This window comes from Gordonia sp. ABKF26, assembly GCF_041103195.1.
GTDB lineage: Bacteria > Actinomycetota > Actinomycetes > Mycobacteriales > Mycobacteriaceae > Gordonia > Gordonia terrae.
Genome location: NZ_JBGCVZ010000003.1, coordinates 2480936 through 2495373 on the forward strand (window position 1 = coordinate 2480936; position 14438 = coordinate 2495373).

The 14438-nt window shown below is 68.8% G+C and carries 13 protein-coding genes; 6 read left to right on the plus strand and 7 right to left on the minus strand.

Annotated features, from left to right (window positions below; all coding sequences use genetic code 11):
- Positions 1 to 59: 59 nt before the first annotated feature.
- Positions 60 to 2066, minus strand: coding sequence for a glycoside hydrolase family 15 protein (locus AB4Z55_RS11590; RefSeq protein WP_369519745.1), 2007 nt, complete (start codon positions 2064 to 2066; stop codon positions 60 to 62).
- Positions 2067 to 2213: 147 nt separating this feature from the next.
- On the opposite strand from AB4Z55_RS11590, the gene AB4Z55_RS11595 reads away from it, so the two are divergent.
- Entirely contained in the window at positions 2214 to 2414 is a 201-nt protein-coding gene (locus tag AB4Z55_RS11595; RefSeq protein ID WP_004023035.1) for a hypothetical protein, read from the plus strand.
- 321 nt (positions 2415 to 2735) lie between these two features.
- Here AB4Z55_RS11595 and AB4Z55_RS11600 read toward each other — a convergent pair whose 3' ends face one another.
- The 5 genes from AB4Z55_RS11600 to AB4Z55_RS11620 are packed head-to-tail and all read right to left on the minus strand — an operon-like array spanning position 2736 to position 8242.
- Complete coding sequence (locus AB4Z55_RS11600) at positions 2736 to 3455, minus strand: sirohydrochlorin chelatase (protein ID WP_369519746.1); 720 nt, start codon at positions 3453 to 3455, stop codon at positions 2736 to 2738.
- Entirely contained in the window at positions 3452 to 4747 is a 1296-nt protein-coding gene (locus tag AB4Z55_RS11605; RefSeq protein ID WP_369519747.1) for a sulfate adenylyltransferase subunit 1, read from the minus strand. Before AB4Z55_RS11605 ends, AB4Z55_RS11600 begins: the two co-directional genes overlap by 4 nt.
- Positions 4747 to 5724 carry a sulfate adenylyltransferase subunit CysD gene (cysD, locus tag AB4Z55_RS11610; protein ID WP_369519748.1) on the minus strand — a complete coding sequence of 326 codons (978 nt, stop codon included), beginning with the start codon at positions 5722 to 5724 and terminating at the stop codon, positions 4747 to 4749. Before cysD ends, AB4Z55_RS11605 begins: the two co-directional genes overlap by 1 nt.
- Positions 5721 to 6470 carry a phosphoadenylyl-sulfate reductase gene (locus AB4Z55_RS11615; RefSeq protein WP_004023031.1) on the minus strand — a complete coding sequence of 250 codons (750 nt, stop codon included), beginning with the start codon at positions 6468 to 6470 and terminating at the stop codon, positions 5721 to 5723. The genes cysD and AB4Z55_RS11615 overlap by 4 nt, the downstream gene beginning before the upstream one ends.
- Positions 6467 to 8242, minus strand: a complete 1776-nt coding sequence (locus tag AB4Z55_RS11620) for a nitrite/sulfite reductase (protein ID WP_064570616.1) — start codon at positions 8240 to 8242, stop codon at positions 6467 to 6469. The genes AB4Z55_RS11615 and AB4Z55_RS11620 overlap by 4 nt, the downstream gene beginning before the upstream one ends.
- A gap of 400 nt (positions 8243 to 8642) precedes the next feature.
- Between AB4Z55_RS11620 and hemW the strand changes: the two genes are divergently transcribed.
- Complete coding sequence (gene hemW / locus AB4Z55_RS11625) at positions 8643 to 9809, plus strand: radical SAM family heme chaperone HemW (RefSeq protein WP_051987151.1); 1167 nt, start codon at positions 8643 to 8645, stop codon at positions 9807 to 9809.
- Between the two features lie 18 nt (positions 9810 to 9827).
- Here hemW and AB4Z55_RS11630 read toward each other — a convergent pair whose 3' ends face one another.
- On the minus strand, positions 9828 to 10286 hold the full coding sequence (locus AB4Z55_RS11630; protein WP_004023027.1) for a type II toxin-antitoxin system VapB family antitoxin: 459 nt from the start codon (positions 10284 to 10286) through the stop codon (positions 9828 to 9830).
- 162 nt (positions 10287 to 10448) lie between these two features.
- Between AB4Z55_RS11630 and hrcA the strand changes: the two genes are divergently transcribed.
- The 4 genes from hrcA (at position 10449) to AB4Z55_RS11650 (ending at position 14411) form a co-directional block, all read left to right on the plus strand.
- Positions 10449 to 11483 (plus strand): heat-inducible transcriptional repressor HrcA, encoded by a 1035-nt coding sequence (hrcA, locus tag AB4Z55_RS11635; protein WP_010841232.1) that lies wholly within the window; start codon positions 10449 to 10451, stop codon positions 11481 to 11483.
- A 172-nt stretch (positions 11484 to 11655) separates the two neighbouring features.
- Complete coding sequence (gene dnaJ / locus AB4Z55_RS11640) at positions 11656 to 12822, plus strand: molecular chaperone DnaJ (protein WP_101819376.1); 1167 nt, start codon at positions 11656 to 11658, stop codon at positions 12820 to 12822.
- Positions 12823 to 12885: 63 nt separating this feature from the next.
- Positions 12886 to 13635 (plus strand): 16S rRNA (uracil(1498)-N(3))-methyltransferase, encoded by a 750-nt coding sequence (locus AB4Z55_RS11645; RefSeq protein WP_369519749.1) that lies wholly within the window; start codon positions 12886 to 12888, stop codon positions 13633 to 13635.
- Positions 13632 to 14411, plus strand: a complete 780-nt coding sequence (locus AB4Z55_RS11650) for an alpha/beta hydrolase family protein (RefSeq protein ID WP_369519750.1) — start codon at positions 13632 to 13634, stop codon at positions 14409 to 14411. The genes AB4Z55_RS11645 and AB4Z55_RS11650 overlap by 4 nt, the downstream gene beginning before the upstream one ends.
- Positions 14412 to 14438 lie beyond the last annotated feature (27 nt).

The window sequence follows — 14438 nt, forward strand, 5'->3', positions numbered from 1 at the left end:
CGAAGCGCAGACGTCCCTGCCGGCTCGAGCCGACAGGGACGCCGGAACGGTGGCCTCGCTCAGTGATTCGCCGGCTGGAAGGTGGCCTGGTGGGCCGCCTCCTCGGCGCGGATCACGTGCATCACCGCATTGATCAGTGCGAGGTGGGTGAACGCCTGGGGGAAGTTGCCCAGGTGTTGTCCCGTCTTTGCGTCGATCTCCTCGGCGTACAACTTCAGCGGGCTCGAGTAGGAGAGCAGGCGCTCGCACAGCGTCTTCGCCCGTGGGAGTTCGCCGATCTCGACGAGCGCCGAGACCAGCCAGAACGAACAGATCGTGAACGTGCCCTCCTCGCCGCTGAGACCGTCGTCGGTCTCCTCGACCCGGTAGCGCAACACCAGTTCGTTCTCGGTCAGTTCGTCGGCGATCGCGAGAACCGTTGCGCGCACCCGATGGTCGTCCGGCGGGAGAAACCGCAGGAGCGGGACGAGCAGCAACGAGGCGTCGAGCGCGTCGTCGCCGTAGCGCTGGGTGAACACCCCGCGTTCGTTGACGCCGTGTTCGAGGATGTCGGCACGGATCTCTTCGGCGATCGCCGCCCACTTACTCGCGTGGGCCTGCTCGCCGTGCATGGTCGCCAGACGCGACCCGCGATCGAGGGCGACCCAGCACATCACCTTCGACGACGTGAAGTGCTGCGGCTCCCCGCGCACCTCCCAGATTCCGCGGTCGGGTTCCTTCCAGTGCTCGATGGCCTCCTCGACCTGTGCCTTCAACACCGGCCACAGCGTCTCCGGCACCGCCTCGTGTGACTTGATGTTCAGGTACACCGAGTCGAGCATCGTGCCCCAGATGTCATGCTGCGCCTGGTTGTACGCGCCGTTGCCGATGCGGACCGGCCGGGCGCCGTCGTATCCGGAGAGATGGGTCAGCTCTTCCTCTTCGAGGGTGCGCTCGCCGCCGACGCCGTACATCACCTGCAGCGGATGGCGTTCGCCGTTGGTGATGCCCGAGACGTCGGCGATGAACGAGAAGAAGTCGTCGGCCTCCCGATCGAGGCCGAGCGTGTACAGGCCCCACAGGGCGAAGGTGGAGTCGCGCACCCACGCGTAGCGGTAGTCCCAGTTGCGTTCGCCCTGAGGCGTTTCCGGCAGCGACGTGGTCGCGGCGGCCAGCAGCGCGCCGGTCGGGGAGTAGGTGAGTCCCTTCAGCGTGAGCGCCGAACGCTGCAGATGGGAGCGCCACGGGTGATCGGGGAAGCTGCCGATGTTGATCCATTGGCGCCACGACTCGCTTGTCGCCCACATCTTCTGGGCGGCTTCTTCGAAGTTCTGCGGCGCCGGCTGCCGGGACCAGCTGAGCGCGACGAAGCGGTTGTCGCCCTCGACGAGCCGGGTGCGTGCCCGCGCTTCGCGACCCTCCAGACCCAGGCGGAGGTCCGTGGTGAGTTTGAGGGTGGGCGTGTCGGCATCGGTGTCCTTGGCGGTCGCGATCGCCTCGCCGTAGGCCGGGCCGGAGTACTCCCACTTCGTGGTCCCACGGTGGTAGTCGAAGGCCGGTTCGCAACTCATGTGCAGTTCGACGGTGCCGGACACGCAGCGCACGGTGCGCAACAGGATGTGCTCGGCGTCCCAATCGGTGGGCGTCCGGCGGTGCGTCTTCGAGCGACGTTCGTTGTCGTGCCACGGACCCATGACCAACGCGTCACGGATGATGATCCAACCGGTGTCGGTCTGCCAGGTCGTCTCGACCATCAGGCTGCCGGGCAGATAGCGCCGATCCACCGGGACGTTCACCCCGTAGGGCGCGAGGCGGAAGTGACCTGCGCTGCGGTCGAGGATCGCACCGAAGACGCTGGGCGAATCGGGACGGGGAACGCACATCCACTCCACCGAGCCGTTGCGGGCGATGAGACAGTTCGTCTCGGTGTCGGAGAGGAACGCGTAGTCGCCGATGGGTGGGAACGCGCTCGTGTGCGACGGCGTCGGGGGAGTGACCGGCGTGACGTGGGCGTCGGCCGCAGTGCCGGATGCCCGCGGCGACGCGGTCGGCAGGGACGTTACGGTGGAGTCATCTGCGACAGACATGGGTCCTATCATTGCGACGGGCGATCGCCGACGCCACTCGGCTCACGGCAGCCGGGCGGTGGCAGTGATCACGGACTGCGAAACCGCAGCGCAGCGGGCAGGCGGATTGCTGTTCGCGATCGAGAACTCGGATGACGGGGTGATGAGGTGTCGGCGTTCTTCGCCTGGTGGGACAGCGTGGAGGAGTGGCTCACAGGCCTGTCCTTCGTGCCCCAGTTGCTCGTGACGGTCGCCGTCGTCATCCCGGTGGCGATCCTCATCGCCTATGTACTCAGCCTGCTGGTCGACGCCGCTGCCACGCTGGTCGACCGACGCCGCTTCGCCGACGACGATGGGACCGGATTGTGAAGAAGATACTGCGTTCGCCGGTCACCTTCGCGCTGCTGGCGTTGCTGATCCTCGTCGTGATCGCGTGGCTCATCACGGGCTGATCCTCGCCGGGCCCTTCGTGGCTCGTCGCTTGCGCTCCTCGCACCTCAGGGAGCAGAGGGGGCGTCGCTTGCGCTCCTCGCACCTCAGGGAGCAGAGGGGGCGTCGCTTGCGCTCCTCGCACCTCAGGGAGCAGAGGGGGCGTCGCTGCGCTCCTTGGACCTTCAAGCAGGGGGGCGTCGCTCGCGTACCTCAGGGAGCCGAGAGGGTCGTCGCTTGCGTTCTTCGGCGAGCGGACAGTCAGTGTCCGGCGGGCACCGCGCGTCGGTCGACGGCCGCGCGGTAGAGCGAGCCGATCGCGTCGACGACTTCTGGGTGAGTGCCGAGCGGGCCGGCGACAAGTGTGTTGTCGACCAGGGCGTCGAGCGCCGACTCGACCCGCTCGGTGAGCAGTCCGGCCGACAGGAAATACGGACTGAGGGCGATCCGGTCGGCGCCGCCGGCGCGCAACCGTCGCACAGCAGTGGCCACCGCACGCTGTCCCGCGCCCAGTTTGGTCGCGAAGACCACCTCGACGGGCCGGTGCAGTCGAGTCGAGAGCTCGATCGCGCGCAGACGCACCGACCGATCGGCGTCGGGGTCAGACGACCCGACCGCGGACAGGATGACCCCGTCGCGCGGTCCCAGGCCGGCCTCGAGCAGACGATCGGTCAGCGCGCCCGTCAACGAGCGGGTGCCCATGACGTCGGTCTGTCGCGCCGTCGGGCGGCACGACGCGATGATCGACGGGAGGTCGACCTTGTGGTGGTATCCCGCCGCGAGCAGCATCGGCACGACGACCGGATCGGCGGCAATGTGGCTGAGCACATCCCCGACCGGTGGCTCGTCGAGGTCGAGGTAGGAGAGCACCACGTCGACGCCGGGCAGGCTCGAGGCGACGGCGTCGCGCACACGGCGCGCGGTCGCGCCGAAGCGCGGGTCGCGACTGCCGTGTGCGACGAGGACGAGACTCGGTGTCACACCAGCTCTTTGAGGTGCAACGGAGCCAATGCGTCGCCGACGAGCCCGGCGGCCAGCGTGTTGCCGCCCTGCGGGTCGATGAGCAGGAAGCTTCCCGACTCGCGGTTCACCTGGTAGTCGTCGGCCGGGATCGGCTCGGCGGTCTGCACCGAGATCCGCACGATCTGGTTCAGCTCCACCGATTCCGGAGCCTCCACCAGGGCCAGGTTCTGCTCGTCGAACAGCGCGTCGAGTGCGCCGACGATGGCCTGGGTGGTCTTGGTGCCGTGCTTGAGGAGCAGGCGCGCGCCCGGACGCAACGGCTTCTCGGCGAGCCAGCACACCGTTGCGGTGAACTGCTGCAACGGTTCCGGGGCATCGGCGGCGGCTGCGATCACATCGCCGCGGGAGATGTCGACGTCGTCTGCCAGCAGGATCGTGACGCTGCGTCCGGTGTGTGCGGTGGGCAGTCCGCCGTCGGCGGTGTCGATCTGGCTGACGGTGGTCCGCTGCCCCGACGGCAGGACGACCACCTCGTCGCCGACGGAGACCCGACCGGCGGCGATCTGGCCCGCGTAGCCGCGATAGTCGGGGTGCTCCGGCGTGCGCGGACGGATGACGTACTGCACGGGGAAGCGCAGGCCCACCTCGTTGCGCTCCACCAGGTTGGGCACGGTCTCGAGGTGCTCGATGAGGGTCGGCCCGTCGTAGAAGCTGGTGGTATCGGAACGGTTCGCGACGTTGTCGCCGTGCAACGCCGACACCGGGATCGCGGTGACCTGCTCGTCCGACCAGCCCAGCGACCGGGTGAGTTCGGCGAACTCGGCGGAGATCTCGGCGAACACCGACGCCTGATCGGCGACGAGATCGATCTTGTTCACGGCCAGCACCAGCTGCGGGACACCGAGGAGAGCCATCACCGCGGCGTGGCGGCGGGTCTGGGCGACGACGCCGGTGCGGGCGTCTACGAGCAGGATCACCAGCTGCGCGGTGGAGGCCCCGGACACGGTGTTGCGGGTGTACTGCACATGGCCCGGGGTGTCGGCGAGCACGAACGAGCGCGCGGGCGTGGCGAAGTAGCGGTAGGCGACATCGATGGTGATGCCCTGCTCGCGCTCGGCGCGCAACCCGTCGACGAGCAGCGACAGGTCCGGGGTGTCGAGTCCGCGGTCCACCGAGGCCTTGGTGACCGCGTCGATCTGGTCGGCCAGAACGGATTTCGTGTCGTACAGCAGTCGGCCGACAAGCGTCGACTTGCCGTCGTCGACGCTGCCCGCGGTCGCGATGCGGAGGAGATCAGGGGCGTGTTTCATCAGAAATATCCTTCGCGCTTGCGGTCTTCCATGGCGGCCTCGGAGACCCGGTCGTCGCCACGGGTGGCGCCGCGCTCGGTCAGCCGCGATGCGGCGACCTCGGCGAGTACGGCCTCGTTGTCGGCGGCGTCGGAGAGCACCGCACCGGTCGACGAGCCGTCCCCGACGGTGCGGTAGCGCACCGACAGGCGTTGGAGCTCTTCACCTTCGCGCGGGCCGCCCCAGACTCCCGAGGTCATCCACATGCCGTCACGCTGGTAGACCTCGCGCTCGTGGGCGTAGTAGATCGACGGGAGGAGGACCTGCTCGCGGGCGATGTAGCGCCAGATGTCGAGTTCGGTCCAGTTAGACAGCGGGAACACCCGCACGTGTTCACCCGGGGCGTGGCGACCGTTGTAGAGGTTCCACAGCTCGGGACGCTGACGCTTCGGGTCCCACTGGCCGAAGGCATTGCGCAGCGAGAAGATCCGCTCCTTGGCGCGCGATCGCTCCTCGTCGCGGCGACCGCCGCCGAACACCGCGTCGAAACGGTTCTCGGTGATGGCGTCGAGGAGGGGAATGGTCTGCAAGGGGTTGCGCACACCATCGGGACGCTCGGTGAGGCGGCCGTCGGCCAGGTAGTCCTCGACCTTGGCGACGTGCAGCCGCAGGTTGTGCCGCTCGACGACCTGATCGCGGAACTCGAGCACCTCGGGCAGGTTGTGCCCGGTGTCGACATGCAGCAACGAGAAGGGCAGCGGCGCAGGCCAGAACGCCTTCAACGCGACGTGCAGGAGAACGGTGGAGTCCTTGCCGCCGGAGAACAGGATCACCGGACGTTCGAACTCGCCCGCGACCTCCCGGAAGATGTGGATCGCCTCGGACTCCAGGGCGTCGAGTGTGGTGAACTCGTCGGCCTCCGCGGCGGCGCCGCTCGTCGGGGCCGCGGCGGCGACGCCGGGCGTCTCCGGAACGGACGGTGTTTCGGTCACGGTCATGCGTGCAGCCCACATTCTGTCTTGGCGCGTCCGGCCCAGCGGCCGCTGCGCGGATCGGATCCGGGTTCGGGTTTGGCGGTGCACGGTGCGCACCCGATGGAGGGGTAGCCCTCGTCGACGAGCGGATTCACCAGCACGCCGTTGGTGTCGATGTAGTCCTGCATCGTCTCGTCGGACCAAGCCGCGATCGGATTGATCTTGACCAGCCCGAAGCCCTCGTCGAAGGAGATGAGCGGGGCGTTCGCCCGTGTCGGTGCCTCCACGCGACGGATGCCCGTGATCCACGCGTCGTAGCCGGCGAGTCCGGCCTTGAGCGGCACGACCTTCCGCAGCCGGCAGCATTCGCCCGGGTCGCGCGCGAAGAGATTGCGCCCCAACAGCTCATCCTGCTCGGCGACGCTGTGCTCGGGCGTCAGGTTCACCATCTCCACGCCGTACACCTGCTCGACGGCGTCACGGGTGCCGATGGTCTCGGCGAAGTGATATCCGGTGTCGAGGAACAGCACCTTGACCGGGTCGCCGTCGAGGAGATCGCGATCGATGTGCTTCACCGAGAGATCGACGAGCGCCGCGTCCTGCATGTTCGACGCGACGACGAAATTGGTGCCGAAGGTCTGCGCGGTCCAGCGGATCAGCTCTTCGGGAGTGGCGTCGGAACCGAGGTCCGCGGCGCCCTTCTCGGCGATGTCGCGCAGTTGCTCCTCGCTGAAGCGCCGCCCGGTCCGGGGGGTCGTCTCGATGGTCATCGCAGTGCCTCCTCGTCGGCACGAACGGCCCACTGCGCGAACCGTTCACCTTCGGTGCGCTGGTCGACGAAGTTGCGGACCACGCGCTCGATGTAATCGCCCAATTCGGTGCCCAGCACCTTGTGCTGGCGCAACTTGCGACCGAAACCCGAATCCAGTCCGAGGCTGCCGCCCAGGTGGACCTGGAAGCCGTCGGTCTGATTGCCGTCGGCGTCCTCGACGAGCTGTCCCTTGAAACCGATGTCGGCGATCTGGGACCGTCCGCACGAGTTGGGGCACCCGTTGATGTTCACCGTGATCGGCACGTCGAGCTTCGAGTTGATGTCGGCGAGCCGCTCGTCGAGCTCCGGCGCGAGGACCTGCGACCGCTTGCGGGTCTCGGTGAACGAGAGCTTGCAGAACTCGATACCGCTGCACGCCAGGAGATTCCGGCGCCACCGCGTGGGCCGGCCGTGCAGGCCGAGCGGCTTGAGCTCGTCGATCAGCCAGTCGACCTTGTCGTCGGGGACGTCGAGGACGATGAGCTTCTGGTACGGGGTGAACCGGACCCGGTCGGACCCCGCCGCGGCGACGGCCGCCGCGGCCTTGGTCAGGATCGTGCCCGAGACGCGTCCGGCGATGGGGGAGAAGCCGATCGCGTTGAGTCCGTTGCGCAGCTTCTGCACACCGATGTGGTCGATCGGTCGCTCGGGTTGCTCTGGGGCCGGGCCGTCGATCAGCTTGCGGCCCAGGTACTCGTCCTCGAGTACCTGACGGAACTTCTCGATGCCCCAGTCCTTGATGAGGAACTTCAGCCGGGCCTTGGCGCGCAGCCGTCGGTAGCCGTAGTCGCGGAAGATCGAGACCACGGCCTCCCACACGTCGGGCACCTCGTCGAGCGGGACCCAGGCGCCCACGCGCTGGGCGAGCATCGGGTTTGTGGAGAGTCCGCCGCCGACCCAGAGGTCGAGGCCGGGGCCGTGCTCGGGATGGACGACGCCGACGAAGGCGACGTCGTTGATCTCGTGCACCACGTCCTGCTGGCCCGAGATCGCGGTCTTGAACTTGCGCGGCAGGTTCGAGTACTTCGGGTCGCCGATGTAGCGGCGGACGATCTCGTCGATGGCGGGGGTGGGGTCGAGGACCTCGTCGAGGGATTCGCCGGCGAGCGGCGAGCCGAGCACGACGCGCGGGCAGTCGCCGCAGGCCTCGGTGGTCTTGAGTCCGACACCTTCGAGGCGCTCCCAGATCGTCGGGACGTCCTCGATGCGGATCCAGTGGTACTGGACGTTCTCACGGTCGGAGAGGTCCGCGGTGTCGCGGGCGAACTCGGTGGAGATCTCACCGAGGGTGCGCAGCTGCTCGACGTTGAGCGCGCCACCGTCGCAGCGCACGCGCATCATGAAGTGGCTGTCTTCGAGGATGTCGATGTTCTCGTCGCCGGTCCACGTGCCGTCGTACCCCTCGGCGCGCTGGGTGTAGAGACCCCACCAGCGCATCCGGCCGCGCAGATCCTGCTTGTCGATCGAGTCGAAGCCCTGCTTGGAGTAGATGTTCTCGATGCGAGCGCGGACGTTGAGCGGGTTGTCGTCCTTCTTGACCTGCTCGTTCGGGTTCAGCGGCTCACGGTAACCGAGCTTCCACTGTCCTTCGGCGCGGCGCTTGGTCGGACGGGCCTTGCGAGCCGGCCGCGCGGGCTTCTCGGCGGCCGGTGCTGCGGTGGCCGATTCGGCGGCAGCGTCGTTCGGTGCACCCGAGGCGGAAGCGGCGGGGGCGTCGGTGGTGGACGTCATGAACTCTCCTGTGCCGGCACACAGGGCCGGCGTTCGTTGCACGAATTACGGGCTGAAACGTGCCGGCATCCCCCGAGAAATGGGGACAAATCGGGGCCGAGACGTCGCTAGATGCGACAGAAGGCGCTGTTGACGCGCTTGAGATCAATGTGGCGTCGAGCGGCGAGCCACACCCCGGGGAAAATCACGCGGTCCATAGTGCCACGCTCCGCATCGGCTCGTCTACTTGGGGTTATTTTCCATCATGATGATGGAAACCGGGCGGGGGAGGTCCTCGCCTGCGCGGCACAACGCCGCCGACGACGACGCTGTTCCCGGCGGGGTCGACGATTTCCGCCCTTGCCGCCACGATCGGCATGATGGAGGGGTGAACGTCGAGACAGCAACGCCCGCGGCCGGGATGGTCGCGGATGCTTGCCGCGGCGTCGACCCCGACGTGCCCCTCGCGCTCTACCTGCACGTCCCGTTCTGCGCGACCCGGTGCGGCTACTGCGACTTCAACACCTACACCGCGGGCGAACTGGGTTCCTCGTCTTCGCCGGACTCGTGGCAGGAGGCGGTCGCCCGCGAACTGGAGGTCGCGGCACGATTGCTGACGCCGGCCCGCCCGGTCTCGACGATCTTCGTCGGCGGAGGCACGCCGTCGCTCCTCGGCGGTGCCGGTCTCACGCGGCTCCTCGATTCCGTGCGGACGAACTTCGACCTGGCCGACGACGTGGAGATCACCACCGAGTCGAACCCGGAGTCGACCTCGCCCGGGTTCTTCGCGGACCTCCGGTCAGCCGGATTCACCCGGATCTCGCTCGGCATGCAGTCGGCGGCCGAGCACGTGCTGAGGCTGCTCGACCGCACCCACACCCCGGGCCGCGCCGTCGCTGCCGCCCGGGAGGCACGGGCCGCCGGATTCGACCACGTCAACCTCGACCTGATCTACGGCACGCCCGGTGAGACCGATGCGGACCTGCACGCCACCGTCGACGCCGTCCTGGAGGCCGGGGTGGACCACGTGTCGGCCTACGCGCTGATCGTCGAGGACGGCACCGCGCTCGCGCGTCGAATCCGCCGCGGGGAGATGCCGGCGCCCGACGACGACGTCCTCGCCGACCGCTATCAGATCCTCGACCAGCGCCTGCGTGCCGACGGCCTCGACTGGTACGAGGTGTCCAACTGGGCGCGCGGCGACGATTCGGTGTGCCGCCACAACATCGCCTACTGGCACAGCCACGACTGGTGGGGCATCGGTCCGGGCGCGCATTCCCACGCCGCCGGCGTTCGCTGGCTGAATGCCAAACACCCTGCGCGCTACTCGAAGTCGTTGGCGGACGGGGTGTTGCCGATCGCATCGGCCGAGCAGTTGAGTCCCGCGGACCGACACCTCGAGGCCGTCATGTTGACCACCAGGTGCCGCAGCGGACTGCCGCGCGACCTCCTCGACGAGGCCGAGACCGCGAACGCCGAACAGCTCTGCGCGGACGGTCTGTTGACCGCCACCAGCGGGGCCTACGTGCTCACCGATGCGGGAAGGCTGCTCGCCGACGGGGTGATCCGTCGCGTGCTCTGGGGCTGACCCGGATCACGCCGATTGTCACCAGGTCTGGTCGGGGCGGGGCGGACTCGTCCAGCCCGTCGATCGCGGACCACGACGGTGCGCGCCCGCCCCGTCGGGTGCGCTCGGGGGCCGGCGCGCGGGGATCTCGGCGGTGTCCTCGAGCTGCTCGTCCAACGGCTTGGCCGTGTCGGCCAGGTCCAGGGCGTCGAGGTCGAGCGTGCGCGCGTGGATGATGTGGCGGTTGCGCAACGCCGAGCGAACGGCGCGATGCAGTCCGTCCTCCAGGTAGAGCTCGCCCTCCCACCGCACGACGTGGGCGAAGAGGTCGCCGTAGAACGTGGAGTCCTCGCTGAGGAGTTTGTCCAGGGCGAGGACCTTGGTGATCGGCGTCAGCTGGTCGAGCCGCAACTGTCGCGGCGGGATCTTGGCCCAGCCGCGCGTCGACAACCCGTGGTCGGGGTAGGGCTTGCCCTCCCGCACCCCTTTGAAGATCATGCGAACTCCTCCGACGCCTCTGCCTCGACGATTGCTGCCCTTCGACGATGCGTCGACCGTCAGTGCACGACACCACGCCGTGGCACGGTGATCGCGATCCCATTTCGTACTATGGAACGCACCCAACTGTATGGCAGGGATCCGAGTCAGGAGGTGTACCGCGTGTCTACCACCGATGATCGTCGCTTCGAGATCTTGCGTGCGATCGTGACCGACTACGTCGACACGCAGGAACCGATCGGCTCGAAGGCGCTCGTCGAGCGCCACCAGCTGGGAGTGTCGAGCGCCACCGTCCGCAACGACATGGCGGTGTTGGAGGCGGAGGGCTACATCACCCAGCCGCACACCAGCTCCGGCCGGGTGCCCACCGACAAGGGTTACCGGATGTTCGTCGACCGGATCAGCGAGATCAAGCCGCTGTCGGCCGCCGAGCGTCGCGCCATCCTGTCGGTGCTCGACTCCGGCGTCGACCTCGACGACGTGCTGCGGCGGTCGGTCCGACTCCTCGCCCAGCTGACCCGGCAGGTCGCGGTCATCCAGTACCCGGTGCTCTCGGCCGCGACCGTGCGTCACCTCGAGGTCGTCACCCTCTCGCCATCGCGTCTGCTGCTGGTCGTCATCGTCGACAACGGCCGGGTCGAACAGCGCATGGTGGCACTGAACGAGGACCACGACGAGGACGAGATCGCCCGGTTGCGTGATCTGTTCTCCGCCGCTCTCCACGGCAAACGGCTCGAAGCCGCCTCGGCGGCGGTCGCCGAACTAGCCAACTCTGCGCCCGAGGATCTGCGCGGGGCGGTCCTCAACATCGCGACCGTCTTGGTCGAGACCCTCGTCGAACGCGGTGACGACCGACTGGTGCTGGGCGGAACGTCGAATCTCGCGCGCTCGGCAGCCGACTTCACCCCGGTCGTCGGCGGCATGGACACCGTCCTGGAGGCCCTGGAGGAGCAGGTGGTGGTGCTCAAGATCCTCGCGACGACGCAGGACATGGGCCAGGTCACGGTGCAGATCGGCGAGGAGACCCGGACGGAGAACCTGCGTGGTACCTCGGTGGTGTCGACGGGGTACGGTGCATCGGGAACCGTGTTCGGCGGCGTCGGTGTGCTCGGCCCCACACGAATGGACTATCCGGGAACCATCGCCTCGGTGGCGGCCGTTGCCAAATACATCGGTGAGGTGCTCGCCGAACGATGACCGCAGACGTCCCGTGATCGCTGACCGGCAGACCGCTGTCCCCGGCCCGCCGCCCGCACGCACGAAGCAGCGTCGATGATCGGCGGTCGGGACGGTGCCCCGCACACGTCCCGCGCGATCGTGAGAGCACACGCCGCCAGGCACCAACTGAGACCGAAGGATCACTACAACCGTGGCACGTGACTATTACGCAATCCTGGGTGTGGCGCAGGGCGCCAGTGATCAGGAGCTCAAGCGCGCCTACCGCAAGAAGGCCCGCGAGCTGCACCCCGACGTCAACCCGGGCAAGGAAGACGAGTTCAAAGAGGTCAGCACGGCCTACGAGGTGCTGACCGATCCGGAGAAGCGACGCATCGTCGACGCCGGCGGCGACCCGCTGGCCGGCGCGGGTGCCGGCGGCTTCGGCGGTTTCGGCGGCGGTGGCGGGGGATTCGGCGACGTCTTCGAGGCGTTCTTCGGCAACGGCGGCGCCTTCGGCGGTGGTGGCGGCTTCGGTTCGGGTCGCGGGCCCAAATCGCGGGTGCAGCCGGGTGAGCCCGCTCTGGTGAACCTCACCCTCGATCTCGCCGAATGCGCGAAGGGCGTCGCCAAGGAGATCACCGTCGACACGGCGATCCTGTGCGATGTGTGTACCGGCTCGGGCACCAACGGTGACAGCAAGCCGGTGACCTGCGACATCTGTAAGGGCGCCGGCGAGATCCAGTCGGTGCAGCGCTCGTTCCTCGGTCAGGTCATGACCGTCCGGGAGTGCCCGACCTGCCACGGCGTCGGCGAGGTCATCCCGGACCCGTGCCACAAGTGCGGCGGCGACGGACGCTACCGTTCGCGACGCACGATGACCGTGCGCATCCCGGCCGGAATCGAGAACGGCATGCGCGTGCGTCTCACCGGTCAGGGCGAGGTCGGTCTGGGCGGTGGTCCCGCGGGCGACCTGTACGTCGAGGTCTCCGAGCGTCCCCACGAGGTGTTCCTGCGCGACAAGGACGACCTGCACTGCACGGTCAAGGTCCCGATGGCCGACGCGGCGCTCGGCGCCGAGTTCGAGGTGGAGACCATTCTCGGGGACCCGGTCACCGTGACGGTCGCACCCGGAACCCAACCCGGGCAGATCGTGAAGCTGCGGGGTCAGGGCATGCCGCACGTCAGTTCCGGAGTGCGCGGCACCATGCACGTCCACCTCGACGTCGTCGTACCGACCCGACTCGACGCGGCGCAGACCGAGGCGCTCAAGAAGTACCGCAAGGTCGCCGCCGACGAGATCGAGGTGGTCAACACCTCGGCCGCCGCGGCGCCGGGTGGCCTCTTCTCGCGGCTGCGCAACGCGTTCGCCGGGAAGTAGACCCGGCGTGTCCGTGGCGATGAGGTCTCGGCGGGTGTGCCCCTCCCGGGCGGCGGGTGCGCGGTGAGTCCACCGCTGTTCTGGGCGGACTCCGTGCCCGCACCCGGGGCCGAGGTGACCCTGAGTGGGCCCGAGGGCCGGCACGCGGTCACCGTCGCCCGGCTCGGTGTGGGCGAGCGGATCCTGGTCGGTGACGGCGCCGGTTCGGTGGGCGGTTGCGAGATCCGGGAGATCACCGCCAAGGACACGCTGGTGGCGGCCGTCCACGACCTCTCGTTCGAGGCGCGCCCCACCCCGCAGGTGACCCTGGTGCAGGCGTTGCCGAAATCCGAACGGTCCGAGCTCGCGGTCGACCTCGCCACGGAGGCGGGCGTCGATGTCATCGTGCCCTGGCAGGCACTGCGGTGCGTGTCGCGATGGACGGGCAAGGCGGACAAGGGTGTCGGCAAATGGCGGGCCGCGGCGTCGGCGGCCGCGAAGCAGAGCCGGCGTCCGTGGATCCCGGAGGTCACCGACCTCGCGACCACCATCGACGTCCGTGCCCGCTGCGCGGACGTCGTGGCCGCGGGCGGGGTCGTCGCCGTCTTGCACGAGGAGGCCGCGCAGCCACTCGCGCAGCTGCCACTCGCCGACGCCACCGAGATCCTGCTCGTGGTCGGGCCGGAGGGTGGTCTCGACGCCGGTGAGGTCGCCGATCTGACCGCGCTCGGGGCGCAGTCGGTCGTGCTCGGTCCCGAGGTCCTGCGCACGTCGACGGCGGCCGCGGTGGCGCTCGGCGCGATCGGGGTGCTCACCCGCCGGTGGACGCGATGAGTGTCGTCGGACGCCGCTCGGTGCGTCGTACGAAGGTCGAATACGGCTCGGCGCCTTCGCAGTTCGGGCACCTGTACGTGCCCGCCGACGGTTTCGACGCCGCGGCGCCCGCGCGGCTCGTGGTCTTGGTGCACGGCGGCTCCTGGTCGGTCGAATTCGGCTCGACGACGCAGACCGCGATCGCCCGCATGCTCGCCGAGCGCGGGGCGGCGGTGTGGAACATCGAGTACCGCCGGGTCGGTGAAGTGGGCGGCGGATGGCCGAACACCGGCCGGGATGTCATCGATGCACTCGGCGCCCTCGACGGGTCCGTCCGTGACCTGCTCCCGGCGGGCGGCGTCGACTTCTCCTCGACGGCGGTCGTCGGGCACTCGGCCGGTGGCCAGCTCGCGGTCTGGGCGGTCGGACAGCTCGGCGCACGTACCGCCACGGCCACCATCACCACGGTCGTCGCGCAGGCGGCCGTACTGGACACCGTCGAAGCCGCCGACCGAGAGTCGGTGCGGGCGTTCATGGGTCGGCCGTTCAGTGAGTCGCCGCGGCGGTACGCAGATGCCTCGCCCCTGCTGGCGCCGGTCGTCGACGCCCACGTCGTGGCGATACACGGTGACACCGACGATCTCATCCCGATCGAGTCCAGCCGCCGGTACGTCGACGCCGCGATCGCCCGCGGACAGTCCGCGGAGTTCGTCGCGGTCCCCGGCGAAGGGCACGACGCCTTCGTCGACCCGCGGAGCGCGTGCACGCGGCAGACGATCCGGGTGCTGGGGATCTGACGGAAATATTGCCTGCTGATCGGCTGT

Excerpts from the sequence above, each read along its gene's own strand:
- AB4Z55_RS11630 (WP_004023027.1), bottom strand. The coding sequence starts at position 10,286 with ATGATCTTCAAAGGGGTGCGGGAGGGCAAGCCCTACCCCGACCACGGG.
- AB4Z55_RS11620 (WP_064570616.1), bottom strand. The coding sequence starts at position 8,242 with ATGACGTCCACCACCGACGCCCCCGCCGCTTCCGCCTCGGGTGCACCG.
- AB4Z55_RS11650 (WP_369519750.1), top strand. The coding sequence starts at position 13,632 with ATGAGTGTCGTCGGACGCCGCTCGGTGCGTCGTACGAAGGTCGAATAC.
- AB4Z55_RS11615 (WP_004023031.1), bottom strand. The coding sequence starts at position 6,470 with ATGACCATCGAGACGACCCCCCGGACCGGGCGGCGCTTCAGCGAGGAG.
- cysD (WP_369519748.1), bottom strand. The coding sequence starts at position 5,724 with ATGACCGTGACCGAAACACCGTCCGTTCCGGAGACGCCCGGCGTCGCC.
- hemW (WP_051987151.1), top strand. The coding sequence starts at position 8,643 with ATGGTCGCGGATGCTTGCCGCGGCGTCGACCCCGACGTGCCCCTCGCG.
- AB4Z55_RS11605 (WP_369519747.1), bottom strand. The coding sequence starts at position 4,747 with ATGAAACACGCCCCTGATCTCCTCCGCATCGCGACCGCGGGCAGCGTC.
- AB4Z55_RS11590 (WP_369519745.1), bottom strand. The coding sequence starts at position 2,066 with ATGTCTGTCGCAGATGACTCCACCGTAACGTCCCTGCCGACCGCGTCG.